The sequence below is a fragment of the Streptomyces sp. DG2A-72 genome (assembly GCF_030499575.1).
In the GTDB taxonomy this organism is placed as follows: domain Bacteria; phylum Actinomycetota; class Actinomycetes; order Streptomycetales; family Streptomycetaceae; genus Streptomyces.
In genome coordinates, this window is the sequence record NZ_JASTLC010000001.1 from 5,680,272 (window position 1) to 5,705,553 (window position 25,282).

24 protein-coding genes, 1 tRNA gene and 1 pseudogene are annotated in these 25,282 nt (G+C 66.5%); 15 read left to right on the top strand and 11 right to left on the bottom strand.

The annotated features are described in order from the left end of the window. Positions 1-171: 171 nt before the first annotated feature. From QQY66_RS27165 to QQY66_RS27190, 6 genes are all read left to right on the top strand, one after another. Positions 172-429, top strand: a complete 258-nt coding sequence (locus tag QQY66_RS27165; protein ID WP_046494019.1) for a helix-turn-helix domain-containing protein — start codon at positions 172-174, stop codon at positions 427-429. Positions 430-503: 74 nt separating this feature from the next. Then, the gene (locus QQY66_RS27170; RefSeq protein WP_301982909.1) at positions 504-881 is read left to right on the top strand and encodes a helix-turn-helix domain-containing protein; all 378 of its coding nucleotides are present in this window, start codon (positions 504-506) and stop codon (positions 879-881) included. A 39-nt stretch (positions 882-920) separates the two neighbouring features. Continuing rightward, positions 921-2,438: a LacI family DNA-binding transcriptional regulator gene (locus QQY66_RS27175; protein WP_301982910.1), complete on the top strand. Its 1,518-nt coding sequence runs from the start codon at positions 921-923 to the stop codon at positions 2,436-2,438. Positions 2,439-2,557: 119 nt separating this feature from the next. Beyond that, positions 2,558-3,199 carry a DUF433 domain-containing protein gene (locus QQY66_RS27180; protein ID WP_301982911.1) on the top strand — a complete coding sequence of 214 codons (642 nt, stop codon included), beginning with the start codon at positions 2,558-2,560 and terminating at the stop codon, positions 3,197-3,199. Next, positions 3,196-3,648: a DUF5615 family PIN-like protein gene (locus QQY66_RS27185; protein WP_301982912.1), complete on the top strand. Its 453-nt coding sequence runs from the start codon at positions 3,196-3,198 to the stop codon at positions 3,646-3,648. Before QQY66_RS27180 ends, QQY66_RS27185 begins: the two co-directional genes overlap by 4 nt. 65 nt (positions 3,649-3,713) lie before the next feature. Beyond that, a complete protein-coding gene (locus QQY66_RS27190; RefSeq protein WP_301982913.1) occupies positions 3,714-4,907 on the top strand; it encodes a hypothetical protein in 1,194 nt (397 codons plus the stop codon). 87 nt (positions 4,908-4,994) lie between these two features. Here QQY66_RS27190 and QQY66_RS50475 read toward each other — a convergent pair whose 3' ends face one another. Beyond that, on the bottom strand, positions 4,995-5,792 hold the full coding sequence (locus tag QQY66_RS50475) for a Shedu anti-phage system protein SduA domain-containing protein (RefSeq protein ID WP_367666996.1): 798 nt from the start codon (positions 5,790-5,792) through the stop codon (positions 4,995-4,997). On the opposite strand from QQY66_RS50475, the gene QQY66_RS27195 reads away from it, so the two are divergent. After that, a complete protein-coding gene (locus tag QQY66_RS27195; protein ID WP_301982914.1) occupies positions 5,791-7,212 on the top strand; it encodes a hypothetical protein in 1,422 nt (473 codons plus the stop codon). The genes QQY66_RS50475 and QQY66_RS27195 overlap by 2 nt on opposite strands. Positions 7,213-7,283: 71 nt before the next feature. Here the strand turns inward: QQY66_RS27195 and QQY66_RS27200 are convergent, their stop codons facing one another. The 5 genes from QQY66_RS27200 to QQY66_RS27220 form a co-directional block, all read right to left on the bottom strand. Beyond that, complete coding sequence (locus QQY66_RS27200) at positions 7,284-8,117, bottom strand: hypothetical protein (RefSeq protein WP_301982915.1); 834 nt, start codon at positions 8,115-8,117, stop codon at positions 7,284-7,286. A gap of 88 nt (positions 8,118-8,205) precedes the next feature. Then, positions 8,206-8,895: a DUF488 family protein gene (locus QQY66_RS27205; RefSeq protein WP_301982916.1), complete on the bottom strand. Its 690-nt coding sequence runs from the start codon at positions 8,893-8,895 to the stop codon at positions 8,206-8,208. A gap of 243 nt (positions 8,896-9,138) precedes the next feature. After that, positions 9,139-9,212 (bottom strand) — tRNA-Pro (locus QQY66_RS27210). A gap of 34 nt (positions 9,213-9,246) precedes the next feature. Continuing rightward, positions 9,247-10,044, bottom strand: coding sequence for a Pr6Pr family membrane protein (locus tag QQY66_RS27215; RefSeq protein ID WP_301982917.1), 798 nt, complete (start codon positions 10,042-10,044; stop codon positions 9,247-9,249). Positions 10,045-10,196: 152 nt separating this feature from the next. Next, on the bottom strand, positions 10,197-11,123 hold the full coding sequence (locus tag QQY66_RS27220) for a metallophosphoesterase (RefSeq protein WP_301982918.1): 927 nt from the start codon (positions 11,121-11,123) through the stop codon (positions 10,197-10,199). 115 nt (positions 11,124-11,238) lie between these two features. On the opposite strand from QQY66_RS27220, the gene QQY66_RS27225 reads away from it, so the two are divergent. From QQY66_RS27225 to QQY66_RS27240, 4 genes and pseudogenes are all read left to right on the top strand, one after another. Then, positions 11,239-11,703, top strand: a complete 465-nt coding sequence (locus QQY66_RS27225) for a GatB/YqeY domain-containing protein (protein ID WP_301982919.1) — start codon at positions 11,239-11,241, stop codon at positions 11,701-11,703. Positions 11,704-13,293: 1,590 nt separating this feature from the next. Continuing rightward, positions 13,294-15,533: pseudogene (locus QQY66_RS27230) on the top strand (glycoside hydrolase domain-containing protein). Positions 15,534-15,545: 12 nt separating this feature from the next. Beyond that, positions 15,546-16,022 carry a hypothetical protein gene (locus QQY66_RS27235; RefSeq protein ID WP_301982920.1) on the top strand — a complete coding sequence of 159 codons (477 nt, stop codon included), beginning with the start codon at positions 15,546-15,548 and terminating at the stop codon, positions 16,020-16,022. A gap of 4 nt (positions 16,023-16,026) precedes the next feature. Further along, positions 16,027-16,770 (top strand): hypothetical protein, encoded by a 744-nt coding sequence (locus QQY66_RS27240; RefSeq protein ID WP_301982921.1) that lies wholly within the window; start codon positions 16,027-16,029, stop codon positions 16,768-16,770. Between the two features lie 83 nt (positions 16,771-16,853). Here the strand turns inward: QQY66_RS27240 and QQY66_RS27245 are convergent, their stop codons facing one another. The 3 genes from QQY66_RS27245 to QQY66_RS27255 all read right to left on the bottom strand — a co-directional run bounded on the left by QQY66_RS27245 (position 16,854) and on the right by QQY66_RS27255 (position 20,326). Further along, complete coding sequence (locus QQY66_RS27245) at positions 16,854-17,111, bottom strand: LuxR C-terminal-related transcriptional regulator (RefSeq protein ID WP_301982922.1); 258 nt, start codon at positions 17,109-17,111, stop codon at positions 16,854-16,856. Positions 17,112-17,230: 119 nt separating this feature from the next. After that, entirely contained in the window at positions 17,231-17,731 is a 501-nt protein-coding gene (locus tag QQY66_RS27250) for a hypothetical protein (protein ID WP_301982923.1), read from the bottom strand. A 306-nt stretch (positions 17,732-18,037) separates the two neighbouring features. Next, complete coding sequence (locus tag QQY66_RS27255; protein WP_301982924.1) at positions 18,038-20,326, bottom strand: transglycosylase domain-containing protein; 2,289 nt, start codon at positions 20,324-20,326, stop codon at positions 18,038-18,040. Between the two features lie 531 nt (positions 20,327-20,857). Between QQY66_RS27255 and wblA the strand changes: the two genes are divergently transcribed. After that, positions 20,858-21,196, top strand: coding sequence for a transcriptional regulator WblA (gene wblA, locus QQY66_RS27260; protein WP_067033339.1), 339 nt, complete (start codon positions 20,858-20,860; stop codon positions 21,194-21,196). A 23-nt stretch (positions 21,197-21,219) separates the two neighbouring features. Here wblA and QQY66_RS27265 read toward each other — a convergent pair whose 3' ends face one another. Then, a complete protein-coding gene (locus QQY66_RS27265; protein WP_301982925.1) occupies positions 21,220-22,605 on the bottom strand; it encodes an ArsA family ATPase in 1,386 nt (461 codons plus the stop codon). Continuing rightward, entirely contained in the window at positions 22,602-23,579 is a 978-nt protein-coding gene (locus QQY66_RS27270) for an ArsA-related P-loop ATPase (RefSeq protein WP_301982926.1), read from the bottom strand. Before QQY66_RS27270 ends, QQY66_RS27265 begins: the two co-directional genes overlap by 4 nt. Before the next feature lie 95 nt (positions 23,580-23,674). Between QQY66_RS27270 and QQY66_RS27275 the strand changes: the two genes are divergently transcribed. The 3 genes from QQY66_RS27275 to QQY66_RS27285 are packed head-to-tail and all read left to right on the top strand — an operon-like array spanning position 23,675 to position 25,212. Continuing rightward, the gene (locus QQY66_RS27275) at positions 23,675-23,833 is read left to right on the top strand and encodes a DUF4177 domain-containing protein (RefSeq protein WP_003991873.1); all 159 of its coding nucleotides are present in this window, start codon (positions 23,675-23,677) and stop codon (positions 23,831-23,833) included. Further along, positions 23,830-24,294 carry a RidA family protein gene (locus tag QQY66_RS27280; protein WP_301982927.1) on the top strand — a complete coding sequence of 155 codons (465 nt, stop codon included), beginning with the start codon at positions 23,830-23,832 and terminating at the stop codon, positions 24,292-24,294. The genes QQY66_RS27275 and QQY66_RS27280 overlap by 4 nt, the downstream gene beginning before the upstream one ends. 51 nt (positions 24,295-24,345) lie before the next feature. After that, complete coding sequence (locus QQY66_RS27285) at positions 24,346-25,212, top strand: NUDIX hydrolase (protein ID WP_301982928.1); 867 nt, start codon at positions 24,346-24,348, stop codon at positions 25,210-25,212. Positions 25,213-25,282 lie beyond the last annotated feature (70 nt).

A 25,282-nucleotide genomic window follows, 5' to 3' on the forward strand; every position in this document is an offset into this window, starting at 1 on the left:
GAAGCTACAACACAACACCCCACGTCAGAAGCGCTTCAAGGCGTCTATGCGAGCTTGCGCGACATCAGAGTGGAGAACTGGAATTTCCCCCTGCTCGCTGACCAAGCGGGCGCAACATAGCCGACGATCGCCGGTTAACCAAACCGGGGAATGCACGCTACAACTGGAGCTATGGCAGCACGTTCTCTGGAAATGGGTCCGGCAGGAATACGGACCGCCCACACCATCGAAATCCTCCGCACCGAACGCGGTCTCGCCCAGCGTCAGTTGGCCGACCGCGTCACGGCCCTCGGCCGTCCGATGTCCAACACGATGCTGTCTCGAATCGAACGTGCCCAGCGGCGTTGCGACGTCGACGACCTCGTCGCGATAGCCGAGGCACTCCTCGTCTCACCCCTCGTGCTGCTGGAGGGACCGAGTACCACCTGAGGCGGGCCACCCACCGCCGCTGATCGAGCATCCTCCACCGAGTAAGGACCCCATCCCTCTTGCCCCACCCCTCGATGCCCCCTGCCCTCGCACGCCTTCCGCACCGAACGGATGGTGAAGCCGCCCTGCCCCGTCTCTACCGCCCCGAGGAGATCGCCGAGACCCTCGGCTGCTCGGCCTGGTGGGTCAAGGACCGCGCACGCCGGCGCCTGATACCGCACACACGAGTCGGCCGCGCCTACCGCTTCACCGCGGACCACCTCGCCGAGATCATCTGCATCCACGAGGAGTCGGCGCCACAGCGAGCCCAGGGAGCGCCGTCACCGGCCAGTCCGCCGGAGTTGGCTATGACCCCGTCGCGTCCGACTCGGCAGACGCGGCCCTCCACGTCCTCCGCCCCACGTCTCAGGGCTCGACCGCCCCGCAGGTCCCAGTACGGCACTGCTGCGTAGCTGTACCCAGCACATCCGAGAAAGGAGGGGATACGAGGCGTGGGCTTCGCCGAGAAGCGCGGCAGTTACTGGCGCGGTAGATACAAGGTCAGCGAGGGCAAGTACGGAACCGTCGTCGACCCGACGGGCGCGGTGGTCAAGTTCGCCACCAAGCGGGAGGCCAAGCAGGCCGCGGACGAGGAAGAGGCAAAGGTCCGGCGCGGCACCTGGCGCGACCCGGCGGCCGGACAGGAGACCTTCGGCGCGTACGCCAGCCGCTGGTACGACGCCCAGGACCTGGCCGCGTCCACCATGCAGAACTACCGCCGCCACATCGAGGAGCACCTGCTCCCCGAGCTCGAGGACAAGGCCCTCGCCGGCATCCTCCGCACGGACGTGGACACCTGGGAGAAGCGGGAGAAGGCCGTCTATGCGGCATCCAGTGTCAAGACGTGGCGTTCGACGCTCCACCTCATCCTGGAAGACGCCGTGGACGAGGGGCTTATTGCGTCCAACCCCGCAGCGAAGCGGCGCGGGCGCGGCAAACGTGCCGGCCGCTCTCGCGACCGCGGTCCTGAGAAGGTGATCACCGACCCGCTCGGTCTGCTCCTGATCGCCGAACGTGCAGCCCTGCTGTCCGGCCGCGACGACGAGTTCGTCGCCGTGATCCTCAAGGGCTACACGGGGATGCGGTGGGGCGAAATAGTCGGCCTGGAGACCGAGTTCGCCCGGCCCGGCGCCATACGCGTGGAACACCAGCTGTACGAACTGGACTCGGGCGAGCTGATCCGCTGCCCGCCCAAGGACGACAGCTACCGCACCATCGACGCGACGGACTGGCTGTCGGCCCTGGTCGCCGACCACATCGCCCGTACGAAACCGACGCCGTGCCCCTGCCACGGCAAGCGCTACGTCTTCCGCGGCCAGGGCACCGCACGCACCGGCGGACACACGGGCGCCAAGCTCGTGGACGTCGCCCGCCGCGCGGAAGTTTCCAGCGGCACCGTGTCCAATGTCCTCAACCACCCCGAGCGGGTACGGGAGGACACCCGCGTCCGTGTTGAACGCGCCATAGCCGAGCTGAAGTTCGTCCGAGGAGGCGTCCCGACGGAGAACGCCGCTCACTGGCGCCGCAACGGCTTCGCCACCTGGCTGTTCGCGCCTGCCACCTCCGGCTGGTACCCGAAGAAAGCACCTCAGGAGGCCCGCCCGGTCCCGCTGCTCGGCGAGCCCTGGCCCGGCGTCCCGGTCCGCGGCCGCAACGCCCAAGGCCGGGCCGACGCTTGCTGGCTGCCCATCGCCAGAGGGCTCACCCCGCATGGCCTGCGCCACTCCCACCGCACGCACATGGAGGACCTCAGCACCGAGAAGGTACTGATGGACGAGCGCATGGGCCACATCGACGGCTCGATCTCGGCCCGCTACGCCCACGTGACTCCTGGCATGCGCGAACGTCTCAAGGCCGGCCTGACTGAGCAGTGGGAGGCAGCGCTCGATGCCCGGCGGGGCCTGCACCCGCGCTCGCCGGTCGCCGTACTCGATCGGCTGCTGCGCGCTCGCGCCACGAGGACGGCCTGATGGTCGGGAGACGGGCTTCGATTACCTCGAATGGAGCCCGTCTTTTCCGATCTCGGTGGAAGGCATGAGAATGGAGTACGGTCACCAGGGATCCGATGGGGGCGGAGAGGAGGAACGCGGTGTCGTATGAGCCCAAGCTCGCCGCCGCCCTTTCCGGCGCCACCCTGCGGCAGCTCTCCCACTGGCGCCGTGCTTCCGGCATGAAGGGCGCGCTCCTCGTTCCGGAGATCTCCGACTCGCGCCCGATCCTGTATTCCTTCCGCGACGTGGTCGCTCTGCGGGCCTGTGTGAAGCTCCGCAAGGAGACGTCGCTGCAGAAGATCCGCAGGGCGGTGGACACACTCCGAGAAGACCTGGGTGAGCGTAAACACCTGTCCTCCTACGTGCTCGTGGCGGGACCGAAGACGGTCTACCTTGCGGAGCCCGAGCAGGCGGTCGATCTGACCAGGGGCGGGAACGTGGTCATCCACCAGTTGGTGGATGTGCTTGCCCCCTTCTACAAGGATGGCCGACACATCCCTGACCTGCTGAAGCCACGCGATCACGTCGCCGTCGACTCCGCGGTGCGTGGCGGTGAGCCGGTCATCGAAGGAACTCGGATTCCCGCCGCAGAGGTAGCGGCCCTGGTCAGGGACGGTGTACCCCCGGACAGGATCAGCGACTTCTACCCAGGGGTCAGTGCGGCAGCCGCACGCGACGCGGTCGATTTCAGCGACTACGTGGACAGCTACGTCGATGGCTCTCGGCAGGTTGTCGCTTGAAGCTGCTGCTCGATGAGAACGTCCCCAGGCCCATGGCCGAGATCGTGCGCATCCTTTTGACCGCGCATGACGTGCTGCACGTCCACGAGCTGGACGGTTGGGCCGGAACGAAGGACATCGAGCTGTACGCGAAGGCCAGGTTGGAGGGCTTCCAGGCGATCATCACCAATGACGCCAAGCAACTGAACCGGCCCATGGAAGTCGAGGCGATCGCTCGGTCGGGACTCCACCGCATCCAGTACCGCCAGAACAACAAGCACGGCGGCCTGGTCGGCCTCGGCACCGCCATCGCCACCGTATGCGCCGCGCTTCCTCACGCCTTGGCCGAGCTGGAGGAGGCGGACGGCCAGCGACTCGTCTCTCTCACGGCCGTCGACCCCTCCCGACGCAGCCGATTGCAGGTCACCGACCCGGCTGTGGAGCCGCCGAAGCACTGGCCAGGGCGCTGAACACGACGTCTACGCCGCCGGCATCAATCGGGCTGACGCTCAGACTCGATGCGTAGTGCTCCCGATTGAGCGGATTCCTCCCCGTTGCCTGGCATATCCCTGCCAGGATCGGACGCGTGACTTACGTAGTGACTGTGGACGCCCACATCCCGAAGGGCACTCCGGAGATGGACCCACTTCAATGCGCCGGCTCCGTGGCGCTCATCGAGGGTGGCTTCGACTCCGTTGAGGCCATCGAGGGACCCGACGGCATGGAGGTCGATCTCCTCGACACCATCGTGGCCGTCTACCCGGGCGGAGCGCTTCTGAAAGTGTTCGTGGAGGCTCCGGCTCTGGAGTTTGCCGAGGAAGCCGTGCGCTCGGTCGTGGGTGAACTGCTGGAACGGTCCGAGCTGTTGGCTGACTGGCAGATCGAGCGATGCGAGGTCGAACTGCACCCGGAGCTCGCCCAGGAGAGCCTCGCCGCCGCCGACGGTCCCGATGCCCCGCCTGATGATCCTGCTGATCGTAAGGCCCGGCATACCGAGCGTCCCACGGCTGAGGACGGCAGTGAGGGCTACGACACCGAGGCGAAAGCTGAGGCGGTACGCGGCCAGATGCTGGCACTGGCAGACGAGCTGCGCTCCTTCCCGCCCGTGATGTTCGGCGTCGTGGACGACGAAGACGACGAGGAGGAAGACGGCGACACCGAGTTCGCCGTCTCGCCGGAGGACGCCAAACTCGCTGCCGGTGCCTTGGTGTACGCGACGGACATTCTGGTGGACGAGCTGTTCCAAGACGTGCAGACCCTGACGGAGGAGGACACCACCGCTGCGGAATGCGACGGTCCCCTGTGGCACTTCGAGGACCTTCCCGAGCGATACGCTATGCAGTACGACGCCCGTTTCGCCCGCCGCTTCCTGGTGACGGTGATCGCCATGACCACACGCTTCACGGATGGCAGCTTCCAGCAGCTGAGCTGTGTCGCCGAGGAACTCGCACTGAAGCTGCTGCTGAATGAGACGAACGTGACCCTGGAGACTTTCGGGCTGCTCGACGAGGGCGTCTCGGCCGCGCTCGACTCGTTCGCCGACAACGTCTACGAGGACATGGACCACGAGTGGCTCTATGACGATTCCATGGACGGGATTGACGAGAGCGCCGTCGGGGCGACTCTTGGAGTTGCGCCCATGGCGTTCAAGGCGTGGTTCACTCCGTTCAACGAGGGCAGGTACGTCCACCCGTCCGCGGCTGATGAACCAGAGGGGGCAGCGCAGTGAGTTGTCCCGCTGCACGAGGACCCTTCCAGACCTGGGAGCCGCAAAACCCCGCACCACGAGCCAGCTCATCCGAGCAGTCGGCTGAGCTCAAGCTGAGCCGGAACTGGGGCGCCGAGGCATAAAGCGCAGCTTCCTGGAAGGATTAGGGTCTTCAGGCGGATCACTTTCGCCTGGCGCGCGCGTCTGAGGGCGGTATACGTCTTCGTACTGCCCAGAGTGCTTCGACAGGCGGACACATCCGAGCGTCGTCGCACGTGGGTGCGGGCTTTCAATGAGGCGATCCCAGGACATTGCGGTTTCGTCAGGCCGGTCATCCGCTGCAAGTAGCCGGGTCCGTCGCCGATCTCCGTCGTATTCGGAACGTCGACCCATGACGAAGAAGTAATGCTGCCGGACCTCTAGTGACCGCATCTGTTCCGGTACTTGGTATTCGTCCAGGAGGCGAGCGGTATTGAGAGGTTCGCGAAACCACGAACGCCACTCGGTCAGTTGTGCGCGAGCATGAACCCAGTCTCCATGAGGTTTGTTATCTTCCCTAAACCACTTCTTCGCCGGGATTTCGATTTCGACACATACAACAGTCAAGTAGCGGCTGTCGCTAGCCAACCACATGAAGTCCGGACGGCGCTCGAGCAAGCCCGTAAGGGGCGGCTGAGTGATTACCGCATTTGGCCATGGAAGCCAGCCTGAGGCGCCGTGCGGCCCGAATGCGCCTGGCACAAATGCCGGGTGCTTCTCCAGCCACTCCTGTAGAACTTTCTCGTCCTTGTGTCCGTCAGTTTCAACGAGTGCCTGCAACTCGGCGGCTGCATCCGCCAGACTAGGGTCGGGTACTCCTACGTTGATCACATACGCAGTATCTCTCATGAGGGGGGAATCTGACATGACTTCTAGCGATCAGCTATGGCGTCTTTGGACGGCGGCACTGGGCGAGGCGATCGTGGCACCAGGTGACGACGACGAGTGGAACGAACCTCCGGTGCCCCGTATCGCTGATGACGGTGGCTTGACCACGCATGTGGTGGGCGACATCGACGTGCGCCTCAGCTCTCGGGGTGTTGAAGCTTTGGCCTCAGCTGTCGAAACGTTGCGTGAGTTGCTTGCGCCAGACGTTGAAGTCAGTCCTTATGAACTGGAGGATGTTCTCTTGCGGCGCTTGGCCTACATTGCCGCCGGCAAGGAGGCCCGCCTAACTGATGTTACAGCTTTGCTGGGACATGTGCGGGAGGCAACGGAGAAGTCTCTCGTTGCTGTGGCTGTTGGGGGAATTTTTAATTCTGCTGTTGATGCGGATGGTGCCGTAGTCCCGCTTAAGATTGCTGATCGAGTAATTGCTGGTCATCTTGATGATTCGTATGCGACAGAACTCAGCAAACATGCGCGTGACCTTGGCCTGGTAGGGTTTCGCTTCGATGAAGTTTGGTGGACTGCGGACTATTGGGCTTCCATCAATGACCCGGATGTGATCCCGGAAATCCTGGAAGACTATAACGAGCAGGGCACCTGGCCATGGATGATTATAGCTGTGCCAGTTAGGGGGATCGGATATCCTGCAGTGTACGCTGCGGTGTATCACGTGGAAGCAATTCTTGGTGCCCTTCTGGCTCTTGATGCTCACCCCGCGCGGGCTGGCGGGAGAGCAGTTCCATGGGTGGGCGGACAGACCACGGTAGCAGACAATCCGCTGGTTCCTGTGTTGGGCGATAGTCCGAAATCTCAGATTGCGGTGCAGGTTATTGACACCAATGCCCACGCCCGCCTCTACACGCTGGACAAAGCTGATGTTCCTTCAGGGTTTCACCTGGGCCTGGACATCGACATCAACTCGGCTATGAATAGTCCTGGACGCTACCTTTTGGAGATGATTGCGGCTAGCACTTCGCCTGAGCCCGGTGACTCTAGTGGATGGCGTCTCGCTTCGGCTTGTAGGCAGTTGTGGAAGGCGATTGGTTCTAACTCTCTGGATTCCACAATTCGCGAGGCGTGGCTTGGCTTGAGGCACATTGATGTGGCATTCTCGAATGCATCTGCCGCCAGGGCTCTTATGGAGCGTTATGATTCCGTGGGTAAAATTCTGTGGAGTGTAGATCGTCACGGCATTGCCGCAGGCGACGATTCAAACCTCAAGGAGTTGTTGCCATCCATCGTCGAAGCGTACGGTGATATTTCACGTACGATTCTTGCGCTTGAGGCAGGGGAGATACGCCCCTGGAGCTACAATCTTGCCCATTGTGCGAGTAAGGCTACTGCCCTCTTGCATGTTGCCTGCCTAGCTAGCATCCCAGATACTCTAATTGAAAGGTGAAAGGCAAGTATTGCCAGGTGGTCAGGGCTATAGGAGTCGCAGCGGTTCCTCATAGTGTGTGCAGGAGCGTGTTACTCACCGAACAGGCTGTCCTGCACATACTCGACGACCTTCCGCTCTGGGTAGAAGACGGCTAGCAGCATGAAGGTCTTGGGATGCGCTGCGATGTTGCCGACGAAGAAGTGGACGGCCCGGTTCGGGGCGCACATCCGGTCGTACCAAGTCTCGCGCAGTGCCTGAAGGACACCGCGCTCGCCGTACTTGCGCAGGAACTTGCGGTACGACTGGCCAGCTTCCCAGTCCTTCAGCCCCATGTCGTGGGTCGGACAGTCGTCGTCGGCGCAGCGGAAGCTGTAGCGGAAGTCGAGTGGCACCCACTCCAGCGGATTCAGTTCCTGCTCGAACAGGTCGAGCTGGTCGGCCAGGGCGGCCTTGGAGACGGACCAGGGTTCGGCGGGCTCCAGCCGGAAGCGGGTGATCTCGGCGGGCTGGAAGATGCCGAGGGACGTTCCTCGCTTCTCCTGATCCCGCTTGATGGCGCAGAGCGACGGGGCGACCAGCGGCTCCACATGTCGGTACCGCTTCTTCCAGCCGCCGTCGGACGGTACCTCACCCACGACCTCCAACGTGTCGAGGTCGGGCCGGAGACTCTCCGGGCGGGAGTCTCGACCCGGGCGGTGCGGTTCGACATCGACTTCGATGATCGAGTACTTGGAGAACTGAGCGTCCTCACTGAGGAGCCGGAAGGGCACCGGGAAGAGCCGTACGTGCTGTGGCTCGCCCTGGTCCAGACGGATGCCGGCCACGCAGCTGGTCTCGCGGTACTTGTTGGACAGCTCTGGATACGTCTTGACCGTGATCATGATCCGTGCGCGCTGCCGTTCCCCGAATGCCGACGACGCCATGGTGTACCCCCTCCATCGATCTCCCCGATCTGATTGGAAGAGAGGCATGCATCGCTGGCAAGGGCGCGCGCGAAAGCCGGGGACGAAGTCAGGCCAAGGGATTTACTGGCACTGAGATCCGGTTGCGGACCGTCTCCAGGACGACCTGCCGGTGGCAGCGGCTCTCGTCCTTCTCGAAGCACAGCACGGCGACCCGCGACGACCGGGCGTGCTCCGCGAGGCGATCGAGGTCGGACTGCGCTTCCTCGGACCGCAGCAGGCCACGGAAGCGCGCCCGGCCCACTTCGACGCGGCCGTCCCAGAAGGGCTCCCGGTTGTCCTTCGGATTGCCCAGGCCGCGCAGGTGGGTGTACTTGATGTCGGCCTCGGCCAGGGCTTCCCCAAGGCGGGTCTTGCTGAAGCCCTTCTTGCGGCTGATCGGGGTGAGCCGTACGTCCGCTACGACGCTGATGCGGTTGCCGACGAGCGAGGCGACGAATGAGTCGATGTCCCGCCCTTCGTATCCGGCTGACCAGAGACCGGGCGTGACGGGCGTGGCCCGGGTCGCCCGGAACAGATCATCGAGGGAGACATCGAGCGCCTGGGCCACCGCGCCGACGGTGAGGAAACCTGGCTGGATCGCTCCCTCGCTCTCCAGACGGCCCAGCGTCCCGACGGCGATGCCTGCCTCCTTGGCCAGCCGCTCCCGCGTCCACCCGCGGTCTTCCCGCAACGCACGCACCCGCTGGGCGAGCGCACGGGCGTGGTCGTGGGAAGGCGCTGAGCGATGACCTGCCATGTGCGGTGTTCCTAACGACCGTTGGGGCGGCCCGCCGCGGTGTTCCTGGTCAGCTACGAGCCCTGGATTCGCGAACGCGCAGGTCCGAGGGCGCGTAGGCGCCGCTCTTCCTGCGGCACTGGAGACTGCTCCTGGGAGAAGCCGACCAAGATCTTCTCCCAGATTTCTCCCAAGCGATCTCCAGGAACCACTCAGGGGCCCGACCCGCACTGCGGATCAGGCCCCTGACCTTGTACTTCACTGTCGGGGTGGCGGGATTTGAACCCACGACCTCTTCGTCCCGAACGAAGCGCGCTGCCAAGCTGCGCTACACCCCGATCGTCGCTGCTCGTCGCGGCGACGTCGTTTACTTTAGCCCACCGGTGGCTGGAGACGAAATCCGGTTTTCGCGCGGTGACGGGGGCGGTGGCGCAGGGGATTCGGGCGGATGTGGTCGAGGGCTGTCAGGAGGACGGCCAGGGCGTAGATGGCGAGGCCGAGGAGGAGGGCGTTGCCGAGGACGCTCTTGTAGCCGTGCTGGTCGACGTCCAGGAAGGGGTAGAGGTAGCGGGCCGGCGTGCCGGGCAGGATCAGTTCGCCCCGGGCGAGGGAGAACGCCAGGTAGGCGAGCGGGTAGAGGAGCCACGTCGCCGCCTGGCGCAGGTGCAGGTGGCCGGGTGCCGTCAGCAGCAGCCAGTCCAGGACCGCCGCGATCGGCGTCACCGTGTGCAGCACCTGGTTGGTGATCGCCTGTATGCCCGTCGGTGCTGCCAACTCGTCGGTCATCGAGAACGGGCTCGCGGCGTTCGCCAGCAGCAGGTGGTGGACAAGGCCGGTGATCGCGACGTAGAGGAGTGTCGCGCCGGTCAGGGCCGACGGCAGCGGGCGGCGGGCGGTCCAGGAGCGGCGGGCCGCGAGGGTGAGGACCAGGGCCAGCAGGATGTTGCTCTGGATCGTGAAGTAGCTCAGGACCCGGACCGGGCTGCCCAGGGCCAGGTCGATGGCTACGGCTCCGGCCGCCACCAGGGCGACCAGCAGCCGGAACAGGGCGGCCACCGGGCGCCGTACGGGAGGCACCACCGCTGTGGCGGGGACGGGCGAGGGCAGCAGCGCGGGTACTCCGGGAATCGCGGGCAGGTCCGGGATGTCCCTGGGTATCGGGGCGGTCATGCCCTCACGCTACTGAGCGTGGACAAAACGGGCGATACGGGTGGGCCGTGTGGGTTACCCGGTCATCGCCTTCACCGCTGCTACTTCCGCCCTACTCCCGCCTACTCCCCGGCTGCTCCCCGGCTGCTCCCCTCGTACTCCTGAACCCCCTCCTACTCCCGCCCCACCAGCGTCAACAACGTCGCCTCCGGCGGGCACGCGAACCGTACCGGCGCATACCTGCTCGTCCCGCACCCCGCCGACACATGCAGATACGCCGTACGGCCCTCCGCCTGATGCGTGGACAGCCCCTTCACCCGCTCCGTGTCCAGGTCGCAGTTGGTGACCAGGGCGCCGTAGAAGGGGATGCACAGCTGGCCGCCGTGTGTGTGGCCAGCGAGGATCAAGGGATAGCCGTCCGCCGTGAACGCGTCCAGCGTGCGCAGATACGGTGCGTGCACCACGCCCATCGAGAAGTCGGCGTCGCCGGAGGGGCCGCCGGCCACCCGCTCGTACCGGTCCCGCTTGATGTGCGGGTCGTCCAGTCCCGTCAGCTCGACCGACGCGCCCTCGATCTTCAGCGTGCCGCGCGTGTTCGTCAGGTTCAGCCAGCCCGCCGCGTCGAAGCCGTCCCGGATGTCCTCCCACGGGTTGTGGACGGCGCCCACGACCGGCGGGTTGCCGTTGAGGCCGTGCTTGCCCCGGACCTTCTCGATCAAGTACCGGCCGGGGTTGCGGAGTGTGGGGCCGTAGTAGTCGTTGGAGCCGAAGACGTACGCACCCGGGAACTCCATCAGCGGTCCCAGCGCGTCCAGCACCTCGGGGACGCCCTCCGGGTCGGACAGGTTGTCACCCGTGTTGAGGACGAAGTCGGGGCGCAGACCGGCCAGCGAGCGCAGCCAGCGCTGCTTCTTGCGCTGGCCCCTCACCATGTGGATGTCGGAGACCTGGAGCACGCGCAGCGGCCGCATCCCGGCGGGCAGGGCCGGGACGGTCACCCGCCGGAGACGGAAGGAGCGGGTCTCGAAACCCGCCGCATAGACCAGACCGGCGGCACCAGCCGCCGCGATTCCCAGGGGGACTCCGTATCGCGCGCGCATCCATCCATCGTGTCAGACCGCGGCGGTTTCCTGCGCCGGGCCCTCGGCAGACTGCGCCCGCCCTCCGGTTAAATCAACGGGCGTTGGTCGTCTCGTACCTGCGACAATCAAACGCATGACCAACCTCAAGTCGAAGCTCCAGGACGACCTCAACACCGCGATCAAGGAGCGCGACGAGCTCCGCTCCTCGACGCTCCGGCTGACGCTCTCCGCGATCACCAAGGAGGAGGTCGCGGGCAAGGAGAAGCGCGAGCTCTCCGACGACGAGGTGCAGAAGGTGATCACCCGCGAGGCGAAGAAGCGACGCGAGGCCGCCGACGCCTTCGCGCAGGGCGGTCGCCCCGAGCAGGCCGAGCGGGAGAAGGCGGAGGGCGAGGTGCTCGCCGCGTACCTGCCCAAGCAGCTCAGCGACGCCGAGCTGGAGCAGATCGTCGCGCAGGCCGTCGAGGAGGCCAGGGCGGCGGGCTCCGAGGGGCCGCGCGCCATGGGCGCCGTGATGAAGATCGTGAACCCGAAGGTCGCCGGCCAGGCGGAGGGCGGCCGGGTCGCCGCCGCGGTCAAGAAGCTGCTCGCGGGCTGAGTGCGCTCGACGGCCGAGAGCACTCTCGGCCGTCGAGTGGCGGTGGACCGGCCCTCGAACGCCTTTCGGCGGTGGCCGATTGCGCCGGGTGGCGGTGCCGTGTCAACGTGACGCCTGTCCCTCAGGCCGGGCGTCGCACACCGGGCACGGATCTCGACGGCAATCCTCGCCGGGCCCCGATGGAGTGATCTCGGCGACGCCGTCACAGGCCGTTCCCTTCAGGTTCGGGTCGCCGGTGGACACGGGAGGCGCCCGGGTCCGGAAATCCCCGTTGTCGGTGACCGCAGGTTGGCCGCGGCCCGGGAAGGGCCGGCCGGCATCGACGGCGGTGGCCGCGAAGTTCCCGAACCAGACACTTGGCCGTTGAGGATCATGGCGACGGTGAGTGACCAGTGCCCACGTGCCGGTGGTACGGCGACCGGGCGGTTCTTCAGGCGCCCGGGTGCCGCGCCGAACACGCCGCCGGCGGTGTCGTCGGCCGTGCACAAGTGATCATCGACCTGTTCCAGCGGACTTCATCGCCCCGGAACCGGGATGGAAGTACATGGGCGGCAGCTTGTATCCATCTGATGAAACCCCGTCATCTGGCCACGGGCACTCGTGCGCCGGCAGCTCTCCGGATACGTAGCCAGGCTCCCGTCAGGTAGTCGAACGGTCCGGCCCGAGATCGTCCACGCCGGGGACAGCGCGAAGTCTTGCTTACGGGACAAACCTTCCCGAAGGCGCCCCAGGCGCATCGGTGTGTCTGTGCTGTACCACAGCCAAGCGGAACGGCCGAAAAGGCACTCTCGGCGTGACCGTAATCGAATGAGGTCGAAAGATGTCGAGTGTTTCAGCCTGCAGGGGGTCGAGGCGGTCACGCTGAATACAGGAGCTCACGTGTTAATCAGTTGGCGAAATATCTCCCTTGAGGCCTGTGAAGGAATGGCGGCAAAGCGCAACATAGGAAATTCCTGTGCATTTCAGGCATTCTGAATACCCGTATCGCTCCAAGTGGCCGCTGCCGTCCGGCTCTGGTTTCCTCGGTGCGTCAAAGAGTCTTCCCGTATCTGCCCGGATGATTTAAATTCCTAGTGATCACGAGGGCTCTTCAAGGCGCTCGTAGGGTGGGATACGGCCGTTCTCCGGGGGGATTCGGGCATGTGGAACACGGGCCGAGGGCAACGTGCGCCCAAGAGTGACCCCGGCGCGGTCCCGGGGCTCTCGATCCCGTCGTTGTTCACCTGAGGCCGTTCCCCTGGGGCCGCTGCAGTACTCGGCTTTTCGCCGTAGGCGTCCCTGTCAGTCCGGGGTCCTGTCAGTCCGATTTCACCGCTCGTGGGTCGTGCCCGGCCCCGAGCCGAAGGTGCAGTGCTGCGGTCGCCCCGGGGTGAGCCGTCGGGAAATCGGCAGCCTGGCACCTCCTGTCCCGCGCAGTGAGCCCGGAAAATGCCAGCTGGATTTCCGGCGGCCGTGCGGACCATCGGCCGTTGCGGTATCAGGACCGTTTCCTCGCCCCACCTCCGATGGTGAGTCAATCTGGTGTGCGCCGAGATGCCCACCCGCCCCTACTCCTCTCTTCATGACTCCTCTCTTCATGGAAGGACCTCAATGGCCGACGAGATGGTGCTTCGCGCCCAGAGATTCATCAACACCACCTATGGGAACGGCGCCACCCTCGGGATTTCCAAACTGGAGGAGAACGGCCGCACGGGCTGGGTTGTCATGTATGCCCTCACTCGTGCCCTGCAGTACGAGATGGGCATCACCGCGCTGTCGAACAACTTCGGCCCGACCACGCTCTCGGCCCTCCAGGAGAAGTACGGCAAGCTCGACGAGACCACGATCCCGTCCGCGAACTTCTGCCGGATCATTCAGTCGGCCCTCTACTGCAAGGGCTACGACGGCGGCGAGATCGACGGGACCTACAACTCCCGCGTCAAGGCCGCGGTGGCGAAGCTGAACGAGAACATGGGCGTCAGCGGAACCTACCCCGGCAGCTCCCTGTGGCCAAAGGTGGTCAAGGGCCTGTTCAACATGGACGCCTACGTCACCGTCAACAACGGATCGGACACGATCCGGTCCATACAGCAGTGGCTGAACGGCCGTTACGTCCTGCGCAAGGACTACTACATCATCCCCTGCGACGGTCATCATTCCCGTGACGTCACCAAGTCGATGCTCCTGGCCATTCAGTACGAGCTGGGCATGGCCGACGGCGTCGCGAACGGGGTCTTCGGTCCGGGCACACAGTCCGGGCTGAAGAGCCACAGTGTGTCCACCGGATCCTCCGGGGTTTGGGTGCAGCTGTTCACCGGGGCGATGATCCTCAACAAGCGTCCGGCGGCCTTCTCGGGTTCGTTCACGTCCTCGCTGGCCAACAGCGTCAGCACGTTCCAGTCGTTTCTGAAGCTCCCCGTGACCGGCAAGGGGGACTTCCAGACCTGGGCCTCACTGCTCGTCTCGTACGGGGACCAGAGCCGCCAGGGGGAGGCGTGCGACGGCGTCACGAAGATCACCCCCGCCCGGGCACAGGCCCTGAGGTCCGCCGGTTACACGTACGTCGGGCGGTACCTCTACAACCCCTCCACCACGTCCCTGCCCGAGAAGGAGATCCAGCCGGGCGAGCTTGCGACGATCAAGGAGTACGGGCTCCGCTGCTTCCCGATCTACCAGACGTGGGCGCGATCGGTGGACTACTACAGCCCCGAGCAGGGCGTCACGGACTGTCTGACCGCCGCGTTCAAGGCGGAGGAGCACGGGTTCAAGCCGGGCACGCGCATCTACTTCGCCGTCGACTACGACGCGGTGGACGAGGAGGTCACCTCGCACATCCTGCCGTACTTCCGGAGCGTCAGGGAGCAGATGAACGCGTTGGGCAGCCCCTACAAGATCGGGGTGTACGGCCCGCGCAACGCGTGCTCCCGGATCGGTGCGGCCGGCTACGCGGACACCAGCTTCGTGTCGGACTGTCATCCGGGTTCTCCGGCAACCTCGGCTACTCGATGCCCGAGAACTGGGCCTTCGATCAGATCGTCACCAAGACGGTCGGCTCCGGTAGCGGCCAGATCGAGATCGACAACAACATCGCCTCGGGCCGGGACACCGGGCAGGGCGACTTCTACCCCACTCCCGCCCAGAAGCTGGACATCGGATTCGACATCGCCCTGTTGCCCTCGCTGCTGAAGGAGGTCGAGGACTACATGGCGTTGATCGGCAAGCCCGGCGGGGCGCGTATCTACACCCTGCGGGAGTGCCTCGAAACGATCATCAGCCATGACGCGGCGATCACCTCGGCGGCCCGCAGGTACCGCATGCGCAAGGCGCTCATCCAGACCTCGGCCTTCTGGGAGTTCTGCCACTACAGCCAGAAGGATCTGATCGAGGACGCCGGCGTCGGGCTCTACCACACCGGCATCATCCCGGACTGGGCCAAAGACCTCCCAGGGATCGTGCGCCTGGTCGACAGCAGCACCGGCATCGCCAAGATCTCGGGCCGCACCTGCATCCTGTCGCGCAACAACTCGATCCGCGCGGGACTGCTGGAGGGCGCCATCCTCGACGCGACCGCCGACGGCGATCGCTGGGCCATGTGGCAGAAGGTCAACCAGGACAACGTGTTCAACTTGAGCACCGTGCCGCACCTGCACATATGGGCGGCCGATGGAAAGCAGGGGGATCACGCCGAGACCCCGATACGCCGTCCGGCCCTCGACTACACCGCCACGGAGATCTTCGAGGTCCTGCGCCGGTACCAGGGCTTCGGCGACGAAGCGGTGGCACACGCGCAGGAGCGCATGCCGCTCTACGACATCTTCGAGAAGTACAACCTCGCCGTCCGCGGGGCCTGACCGGTCGTGGTCATGGCATCCGATCCCTGGCAGGGACATGATGTCACCGGGCTGCTCACGGTCCTGCTCACAGGAGTACCGACCGTGGTCGGTCTCACCGTGTACCTCTGCTCACGGCTCACACGGCGGGCCCGCCGCCGGAACACCCCGTTCCGGACATGGCGGGACGTCTCCTTGGCGGCGGTCGCCGCGGCAATCGCCGTCTACCTGTGGGGGCTTCTCCACATCCTGTTCCTGGAGGACCAGGAACAGGCCGAGGAGTGCGAGCGGCAGCGTCCCGAAGGAACGCCGGCCCTCGTCGGCCGCAGAGGGGACTTCATCCTGCTGCGGCTCGTCTGCGAGGCCTCGGACGGCCGTGACTACTCCGTCGTCATCCCCGGCTACATCAACCCGTCCCTCGCCGTTCTGCTGCTGCTCGCGCTCCTCAGCGCCGTGGCCTCCGGCCTCCTTCACCGCAAGCAGCGCACGTCAACACGGAAGAAAGGCTGAGTTGTTGAACAACCCCGGCATAACCCGCAGAGTCACTCTCATCGCCGCCGGTGTCACCGCCACTGCGAGCCTCGCCACCACAGGCCTCCTGTCGACCCCTGCCGTCGCCGCGCCGCAGCCCCTAAGGAACGACGAGTTGAAGGAGGCGTTGCGCCGTGCCGAAGCCCGTCGCCGGCGTCTCCTCACCGGTCGTCCGTCCGCCAACGCATGGGAGATGCAGAAGGCCGTCGACGCCGACGGCGACATCGTCACCTGCGCCGTGGTGGGTACCGGTCTGGCCGTCGCGATGCGTATGGGCGACGCCGCAGCGGTCCTGATCCATGTGGTCCGCCGCTTCCACTACGAGGTGGACCGTCTGGGTGCGCACGGAGAACCGACCCCCCTGGAAGGCTGGGTGGCGCCGTCGGCGGTGCGTGACACCCGGCTTCCCGAGTCGGCGCTGGCCTCCGGTACCGCCCTCGTCATCCGGCCGGGCTCCTACCCGCCGGGCGTGCGGGACGGTTTCACCGCGGGACAACAGTTGATCATCCGTGACATCATCGCCGACACCGAAGGCGTCGTCCGCTGGGGTGGCGACGACCGCCGCCCCTACGAGGGACTGTTCTACCTCGACGTGCCGCCGGGCGACGAGCGTCTGACGCGGGTAGCGGCCAAGATCCGTGACTGGGCCGGGACACCGGGTGCAGGGGCCGGCGTGGTGCCCGATGTCACGGAACCCTCCCGCCGCCAGGCTGCTCGCTACCGCTGAGGGATCCGTCACCCGACTTCACGGTCTCCGGCAGCGCTCGCGTTGCCGGAGACCGCGACTTCCTTCGTTGCCGCCACAGCTGCTCACTGTGCGGCGGGGACGACCGTGCGCGGTGAGCGCAGCAGACCCAGTTCCTGGGCCCGTGCTCCCAGGGCCACTCGCCCGTTGGCCTGCAGCAGCTCCATGAGCCGTTGAACCCTGCGTTGGACAGTACGGTGCCCTATGGCGAGTTCCCGTGCGATCGAAGCGTCGCTGAGGCCCGCATACAAGAGGTTCAAGATCTTTCGGTCGCTGGCGTCGATATGGGAGATATCGACAAAGGGTTCCGAGCCGGCGGTCAAAATTCCCCCTGTGCGGTATGTGGCCTCTCTTTCACCCGATATTTTAGATGGGATTATTGTCCCGGGGAAGTCGAATAAATGGAACCAAAGGCTGGCGAAAGGGTGGGCCCTGGGCCGGCTCAGTACCAGGGCGTGCAGCTCTGCGTGCCCGAGGGGCTCTCGACGCAGGCTCGCATCATGTGTGTCGAGGGGTTGTAGTACATCGGTGTGCGTGTCCAGTAGTAGTTCGTCCCACCCGGGATCTTGGCGCTCCAGCCCGAGGCGCCGCCCTTCTTCAGGCCGAGCCGCCAGTAGCAGGTCGACTGGTCCTTGGTGCAGCGCTGGACGTACACGCTCCAGTCCTGCTGGTTCGAGCCGCTGATGTAGTGCAGCCGGGCCCAGCTGTACTGGTCGCCGTCCGTCTTCCCCCACCGCAGCTCGTACAGGAAGGAACCGCCGAGGTCGTAGGGGCCGTGCGGGCTGACGGGACCGGACTCCCAGCTCTGGATGTTGGGGTCGTGGCCGTCGCACCCGAAGTTGTCACAGGCCAGAGCGGCGGCCGACGCCGAATTCGGGACGGCGAGTGCGAGGGTGCTCATCAGTATGCCGAGTGTCACACCGAGACGGGTTCGGATTTTCATGGCCCTCCATATGAGTGGAAACGGAAATGGGCACCCTCGTGGCCGTGCCGTGAGTGAATATTTCACGGTCTTCGCCGGTCGGGTGCCCAATTCGAGCAGTTGGCGCAATTACGCCAGGCCGTCCCAGTGGTGGGTGGGAAATGAATGGATCCTGTTCAGCGGCCGATCAGTGGTGTCCCCGGGACCGTTCCCGGGGTCCTGGACCAATCCCTCCGGGATCGTGAACCCCGTGTCCGGCTCGGTGTCTCCACTGCCACCGCCATTGCCGGCGCCCTCAGCGCCGTACCACCGCATCGGCCGGACCCGTCAGGGCCAGTTGCCCCCGTTGCCGTTTCCGTTGTTCCCGCCGTCCTGCCCCTGGAAGAGGTTCTCCGGGATGGAGAAGGAGGGCGTCGGTTCCGCGCCGCCGCCGTTTCCGCCGCCGATCAGGCCACCGATGAGGCCGCCGTTTTCGTCGCCGTTGTCGCCGTCTTCGTCACCGCGGCCGTTGCCGTTTCCGTCGCCGTCGCCGCGGTCCTCGTCGCCGTCCGGGATGTTGACGAGGTTGAAGTCGGGCGCTTCCTTGTTCGCCAGCGCGCCGGTCATCATGTCCCGCCAGATGGGGCCGGGGACCTGACCACCGAACACCTTGTCGTGCCAGACGCCGCCGATGGTGATGTCGGACATCTGCCGGTCGTGCGCGGGGTCGCCGACCCAGACGGCACCGGCCATGTTGGGCGTGTAGCCCACGAACCAGGCGGCGTAACGCTCGTCCGTCGTACCGGTCTTACCGGCGCTCGGCCGGCTGCCGAGTCCGGCCTGCGTACCCGTACCGTCCTCGACCACGCCTCGCAGCAGCGTGTTGATGGTGTCGGCCGTGGTCTCGGACATGGCGCGCGAGCAGGTCGACTTCGGGACGTCGAGCGACTTGGTCTGCCCGCCGATCCGCTGGCTGATGGACTCGATGGCGACCGGTGTGCAGTACATCCCGCGCGAGGCGAAGGTCGCGTAACCGGCGGCCATGGTCAGCGGGGACATCTCCTGGGTGCCGAGGGCGATCGCCGGACCCTGGTCCATCTTCGCGCCGTCCGCCCGCTCGACGCCCATCTTCTTGGCCATCTCGACCACCGGGCAGGTGCCGACGTCGGCGATCATCTGCACAAAGTAAGTGTTGACGGACTTCGCCGTCGCTTCCTTCATAGAGTACGGGCCGACCTCGGACTCGTTCTCGTTGGTGAGCGTGACCGGCTTGGGCCCGTCGTTCCGGTAGACCTTGCCGCCGCACTGCTGGATCGGGCTCGGGTACTTCATCTCGTACGGCGCCGAGTACGTCTTCGTCGCGGGCATACCGCCCTCCAGCGCGGCCGCCGCCACGATCGGCTTGAACGTCGAACCGGGCTGATAGCCCGCGCCGCCCCCCATCGACCGGTCCACGGAGAGGTTGATCTGCGTCTCGTTCTTGCCGAAGCCGTACGGACGCGACTGGCCCATCGCCAGGATCTTGCCGGTGCCCGGCTCGACGATGGTGGCGGCGGTCGCCACGTCGTCGGTCTTGTACACGTGCTCCTTGATCGACTGCTGGGCCGAATCCTGGGCCTGCGGGTCGAGCGTCGTACGGATCGTCAGACCGCCCTGGTTCCAGACCTTCGCCCGGTCCTCCTTGGTCTTGCCGAAGGTCCGGTCGCTCAGGAACACCTCGCGCACGTAGTCGCAGAAGAAGCCGGCGCCCTTGACCGCCGTGATGCAGCCGTTCTTCGGCTTGCTGACCTTCAGCCCCAGCGGTGCCTCCTTGGCCTTGTCGGCCTCCGCCTGGGAGACGTCGCCGACCTCGACCATGCGCTGCAGCACGGTGTTGCGCCGCTTGGTGGCCTCGGCCTCGTCGTTGACCGGGTCGTACCGGCTGGGGGACTGGACGATGCCGGCGAGGAGGGCCGACTCCTGGAGGTTGAGGTCCTTGGCGGACTTGGAGAAGTACCGCTGTGCGGCCGCCTCGACGCCGTAGGCCTGCTGGCCGAAGAACGTGATGTTCAGGTAGTTCTCGAGGATCTTCTTCTTGCCGAGCTCCTCCTCGACCTGGATCGCGTACTTCAGCTCCTTGATCTTGCGGCCGAGGGTCTGCTGGGTGGCCTGGGCGACCTTCGTCGGGTCGTCGCCGGCCTCCTCCACGAAGACGTTCTTCACATACTGCTGGGTGAGCGTGGACGCGCCCTCGGCGACTCCGCCGCTCTGCGCGTTCCGGTTCAGCGCGCGCAGGACGCCCTTCAGGTCGATCGCGCCGTGCTGGTAGAAGCGCGAGTCCTCGATGGCGACGATCGCCTTCTGCATGTACGGCGAGACGCTCTTGAGGTCGACCACCGTGCGGTCACGGGAGTAGACCGTGGCGATCTGGTCGCCCTTGGCATCGAGGATGGCGGTGCGCTGGCTCAGCGGTGGCTGCTTGAGGTTGGCCGGGATCTCGTCGAACCCCTCGACCGATCCCTTCGCGGCCAGCCCCAGCGCGCCGAACGCGGGCAGCGCGATGCCGGCCAGCACGGCTCCCGCGAGCACACTGACACCGAGGAACTTTGCGGCCTCCTGCGTGGGCGACAGCCCACCACCCGAGCGCTTCTTTGGCATGAGGGCAGCCTAATCCGTACTTGAGTCCGATCCGAGGGACCGGTGCGTCCCGAGAGGTTCGAACCCGTCACATACAGGGGTACACACAAGTGTCCCCAGCCCGTCCGCATCACGGCATGGCAACGCCGACCGCCTACCTTCTCATTCGCCGGACACGCCGACAGGCCTTGGCCTAAGCTGCTCTCAACTGTCACAGCAGTGAGGTCACGTATCAATACGTCCGGCGACCCCGAATCGTTCCGGAGGTAGCCCAACTTTTTGTGGGGCGCGTGCCCGAATCCGCCTTGTGTGTCACTCGGCGTCCGTTGTGACTCTGGAGAACTGTCCCGGTTTGCCGGGATAATCACGCATGTCGTCACCTCACTCCCCCGGGTGATCTGCCGCTTACCCATAGTCCGTTCGGGCCATTCAAGATTGGGCCCGCTGGGGGTGTTGCGCTGTGCCCACCTTCCGTAACGTCCTCAACTGGCGGCGGTGAATATGCCGCTGCCGCCGTGGGGGAGCCTCGATTCGGGAGAGGACGGCGCCGGTATGGGCTGGGTAACCGACTGGAGTGCGCAGGCGGCCTGCCGCACTACCGATCCGGATGAACTGTTCGTTCAAGGAGCAGCGCAGAACAGGGCCAAGGCGGTGTGCACCGGATGCCCGGTGCGGACCGAGTGCCTGGCCGACGCGCTGGACAACCGCGTCGAGTTCGGCGTGTGGGGAGGAATGACCGAGCGGGAGCGCCGCGCGCTGCTGCGCAGGCGACCCACCGTGACCTCTTGGCGCCGACTGCTGGAGACCGCGCGGACGGAGTACGAGCGGGGGGCCGGCATCCTGCCCCTCGACGACGACGAGGTGTACGAGAACTACGCGGCCGTGAGCTGAGGCCACCCCTTCAGGGGTTTCCCTCAGTCACTGCTCGGTAGCTCCGGCCGGTTGGCCGCGAGCCGGTTCCCGATGTCCCGCAGCCCCGCGAGGTCGTGTACGTCGCCGGGCAGCGCGGCCACTTCGGCCATCGCCACCTCGGGGTGGAGTGCGGTGAAGCGATCACGCGTGCGCTGCTCGCGGAAGAGCAGCTGCATACGCTCGGCGTGCAGCCTCAACAGGCCTGCGGTGAGCTGGTCGACGGAGCGCTCCGGGTCCGGGTCGGCGGTATCGGCGGGGGAGCCTTCGGCCGGCGCTGGTGTTGCGGGAGCGGGAGATTCTGAACTGCCGTACGGGTCGGGAGAGTTACGAAGTCCAGCTTTCCCGCCCTCCTGATCGACAATGCGGGGCTCTTCAAGATTTTCCGCGGCGGGGTCACCCACGGGATCGCCCACGAGATCAAGATTCTCCGCGGCGGCGAGCGCCCGCTCGGCCGACAGCCGGGTGGCGCCGCTGCCGTGGACCCGGTTGAGCACCAGACCCGCCAGCGGCATGTCCTCTGCGGCCAGCCGCTCCACGAAGTACGCCGCCTCCCGCAGCGCGTCCCGCTCGGGCGCCGCGACCACCAGGAACGCCGTCCCGGGCGCCTGCAGCAGCTTGTACGTCGCGTCCGCACGGGTACGGAAGCCGCCGAAGGTCGTGTCCATCGCAGCCACGAACGTCTGTACGTCCTTCAGAAGCTGTCCGCCGAGCAGCTTGCCGAGAGTGCCGGTCATCATCGACATGCCGACGTTCAGGAACTTCATCCCGGCGCGCCCGCCCAGCTTTGCCGGGGCCGTCAGGAGCCGGATCAGTCGGCCGTCCAGGAAGGAGCCGAGCCGCTTGGGCGCGTCCAGGAAGTCCAGCGCGGAACGGGACGGGGGCGTGTCGACGACGATCAGGTCCCACTCGTCCTTCGCCCGCAGCTGCCCCAGCTTCTCCATCGCCATGTACTCCTGCGTGCCCGCGAAGCCCGCCGAGAGCGACTGGTAGAAGGGGTTGCCCAGGATCGCTGCTGCCCGCTCGGGGTCCGCGTGCGCTTCGACGATCTCGTCGAAGGTGCGCTTCATGTCGAGCATCATGGCGTGCAACTCGCCCTCGCCGTCCACGCCCTTCACCCGGCGCGGGACGTTGTCGAGGGAGTCGATGCCCATGGACTGGGCGAGCCGGCGGGCCGGGTCGATGGTGAGGACGACCACCTTCCGGCCGCGCTCGGCGGCGCGCAGCCCCAGCGCCGCCGCCGTGGTCGTCTTGCCGACCCCGCCCGAGCCGCAGCACACCACGATGCGGGTCTCCGGATCGTCGATCAGCGGATCGACGTCGAGCATGCGTGTGGGGGAGAGGTGGTGGCGGGCGGTGTCGTGCGTGTGGGCCGAGTGGTCCGGACTCATGACATCCCCTGTTCCCGCAACTCGGTGGCCAGTTCGTACAGGCCCGCCAGGTCCATGCCCTCGGCGAGCAGCGGCAGTTCGTGCAGCGGCAGGCCCAGCTCGCTCAGGACGGCCCGCTGTTCGTGCTCCAGCGCGTACCGCTCGGCGTACTCCTCGGCCTGCGCCAGCAGCGGATCGACCAGCTTCTCGGCGTTTCCGCCGCGCCGCGCGCCGCCGAGTCCGGCCGCGGACAGCGACCTGGCGACCGAGGTCCGCGGCACTGCTCGTACGAGATCCAGATCGGCCCCGTCCAGCACCTCGGGCCGCACCATGTTCACCATGATCCGCCCCACCGGCAGCCGCGCTCCCCGCAGCTCGGAGATCCCGTCCACGGTCTCCTGTACGGGCATCTCCTCGAGCAGCGTCACAAGGTGGACGGCTGTCTCCTTGGACTTCAGAACCCGCATCACGGCCTGCGCCTGATTGTGTATCGGGCCGATCTTCGCGAGCCCGGCCACCTCGTCGTTGACGTTCAGGAAGCGGGTGATGCGCCCGGTGGGCGGCGCGTCCATGACGACGTAGTCGTACACGAACCGCCCGGCCTTGTCCTTCCTGCGCACGGCCTCGCATGCCTTGCCGGTCAGGAGTACGTCCCTCAGGCCCGGCGCGATGGTGGTGGCGAAGTCGATGGCGCCGAGCTTCTTCAGGGCCCGGCCCGCGCCGCCCAGCTTGTAGAACATCTGGAGGTAGTCCAGCAGGGCCAGTTCGGGGTCGATGGCGAGTGCGTACACCTCCCCGCCCCCGGGAGCGACGGCGATCTTGCGCTCCTCGTAAGGCAGCGCCTCCGCCTCGAAGAGCTGTGCGATGCCCTGCCGACCCTCGACCTCGACGAGAAGCGTGCGCTTCCCCTCGGTGGCAAGGGCCAGCGCGAGTGCGGCGGCCACCGTGGTCTTACCGGTTCCGCCCTTGCCGCTGACGACCTGGAGCCTGCTCACATATTCGAGCCTAACCAAACGGCCACCGGAGTACGCCGGAGGCTGTGGACAACGTGTGCGCGAGGCCTCGCGCGGCAGCGGATACAGTCGGCCCCATGACCAAGTGGGAATACGCAACCGTGCCACTGCTCGTCCACGCCACGAAGCAGATTCTGGACACCTGGGGCGAGGACGGCTGGGAGCTCGTCCAGGTCGTGCCCGGGCCGAACAACCCCGAGCAGCTGGTGGCCTACCTGAAGCGGGAGAAGCAGTGAGCGCGGTCGAGACGAAGCTGGCCGAGCTCGGCCTGACCCTGCCGGAGGTCGTCCCGCCGCTCGCCGCGTACCAGCCGGCCGTGCGGAGCGGTGTGTACGTCTACACCGCCGGCCAGCTCCCGATGGTGGACGGCAAGCTTCCGGTCACCGGCAAGGTGGGCGCCGAGGTCACGCCCGAGGAGGCCAAGGAGCTCGCCCGCACGTGCGCGCTGAACGCCCTCGCCGCGGTCAAGTCCGTCGTGGGTGACCTGGACCGCATCGCGCGCGTGGTGAAGGTCGTCGGCTTCGTCGCCTCGGCCCCGGACTTCACCGGCCAGCCGGGTGTCCTCAACGGCGCGAGCGAACTCCTGGGCGCGGTCCTGGGCGACAAGGGTGTGCACGCGCGCAGTGCGGTGGGCGTGGCGGTGCTGCCGCTGGACGCGCCGGTGGAGGTCGAGGTGCAGGTGGAGCTGGTGCCGTAACGGCGCCGGGTACATCTCGAACATCAGCCCACCCCGGGATACCCTCCGCCCATGGCAAACGGGCAGTGGTATCCCCAGGAGTGGCCGGCCCTGATCCGCGCCCTCGCGGAAGGGACCCTCACCCCGGTCACCCCGAGGCGCGCGGCCACCGTCATGCTCCTGAAGGACACCGACGCCGGCCCCGCCGTCCACATGCTGCGCAGACGCGCCTCCATGGCCTTCGCCGGAGGCGCGTACGCGTATCCGGGCGGCGGTGTCGACCCGCGCGACGACGACCACCACATCCGCTGGGCGGGCCCCACGCGCGCGTGGTGGGCGGACAGACTCGGCGTCGACGAGACGACGGCGGCCCAGGCGATCGTCTGCGCGGCGGTACGGGAGACGTACGAGGAGGCAGGCGTCCTTCTCGCCGGCCCCACCCCCGACTCGGTCGTCGGTGACACCACCGGCGACGACTGGGAGGCGGACCGTGCCGCCCTGGTCGCCCGGGATCTGTCCTTCGCCCAGTTCCTGGAGCGCCGTGGACTGGTCCTTCGCTCGGATCTGCTGGGCGCCTGGACCCGCTGGATCACCCCGGAGTTCGAACCCCGCCGCTATGACACCTGGTTCTTCGTGGCGGCCCTCCCCGAGGGCCAGCGCACCCGGAACGTCTCCACGGAGGCCGACCGCACGGTGTGGACAGCACCGGCCGACGCCGCCGCGTCGTACGACAAGGGCGAGCTGCTGATGATGCCGCCCACCATCGCGACCCTGCGTCAGCTGTCCCCGTACGCCACGGCCGCCGCGGCGCTCGCCGCCACCCCCGACCGTGACATGACCCCTGTCCTGGCCAAGGCCCGCCTCGAGGACGACGAGATCGTGCTGTCCTGGCCGGGCCACGACGAGTTCACGAAGCACATCCCCACAGGCGGGGCCTGAAGCATGACGCACGCCACAGCCACTCGCATGAACCGGACCGCCGCCCCGTACGCCCCGGAGGATCCCCTCG

Excerpts from the sequence above, each read along its gene's own strand:
- QQY66_RS27165 (WP_046494019.1), top strand. The coding sequence starts at position 172 with ATGGCAGCACGTTCTCTGGAAATGGGTCCGGCAGGAATACGGACCGCC.
- QQY66_RS27170 (WP_301982909.1), top strand. The coding sequence starts at position 504 with ATGCCCCCTGCCCTCGCACGCCTTCCGCACCGAACGGATGGTGAAGCC.
- QQY66_RS27195 (WP_301982914.1), top strand. The coding sequence starts at position 5,791 with ATGACTTCTAGCGATCAGCTATGGCGTCTTTGGACGGCGGCACTGGGC.
- QQY66_RS50475 (WP_367666996.1), bottom strand. The coding sequence starts at position 5,792 with ATGTCAGATTCCCCCCTCATGAGAGATACTGCGTATGTGATCAACGTA.
- QQY66_RS27200 (WP_301982915.1), bottom strand. The coding sequence starts at position 8,117 with ATGGCGTCGTCGGCATTCGGGGAACGGCAGCGCGCACGGATCATGATC.
- QQY66_RS27205 (WP_301982916.1), bottom strand. The coding sequence starts at position 8,895 with ATGGCAGGTCATCGCTCAGCGCCTTCCCACGACCACGCCCGTGCGCTC.
- QQY66_RS27215 (WP_301982917.1), bottom strand. The coding sequence starts at position 10,044 with ATGACCGCCCCGATACCCAGGGACATCCCGGACCTGCCCGCGATTCCC.
- QQY66_RS27220 (WP_301982918.1), bottom strand. The coding sequence starts at position 11,123 with ATGCGCGCGCGATACGGAGTCCCCCTGGGAATCGCGGCGGCTGGTGCC.
- QQY66_RS27225 (WP_301982919.1), top strand. The coding sequence starts at position 11,239 with ATGACCAACCTCAAGTCGAAGCTCCAGGACGACCTCAACACCGCGATC.
- QQY66_RS27235 (WP_301982920.1), top strand. The coding sequence starts at position 15,546 with ATGGCATCCGATCCCTGGCAGGGACATGATGTCACCGGGCTGCTCACG.
- QQY66_RS27250 (WP_301982923.1), bottom strand. The coding sequence starts at position 17,731 with ATGAAAATCCGAACCCGTCTCGGTGTGACACTCGGCATACTGATGAGC.
- QQY66_RS27255 (WP_301982924.1), bottom strand. The coding sequence starts at position 20,326 with ATGCCAAAGAAGCGCTCGGGTGGTGGGCTGTCGCCCACGCAGGAGGCC.
- wblA (WP_067033339.1), top strand. The coding sequence starts at position 20,858 with ATGGGCTGGGTAACCGACTGGAGTGCGCAGGCGGCCTGCCGCACTACC.
- QQY66_RS27265 (WP_301982925.1), bottom strand. The coding sequence starts at position 22,605 with ATGAGTCCGGACCACTCGGCCCACACGCACGACACCGCCCGCCACCAC.
- QQY66_RS27275 (WP_003991873.1), top strand. The coding sequence starts at position 23,675 with ATGACCAAGTGGGAATACGCAACCGTGCCACTGCTCGTCCACGCCACG.
- QQY66_RS27285 (WP_301982928.1), top strand. The coding sequence starts at position 24,346 with ATGGCAAACGGGCAGTGGTATCCCCAGGAGTGGCCGGCCCTGATCCGC.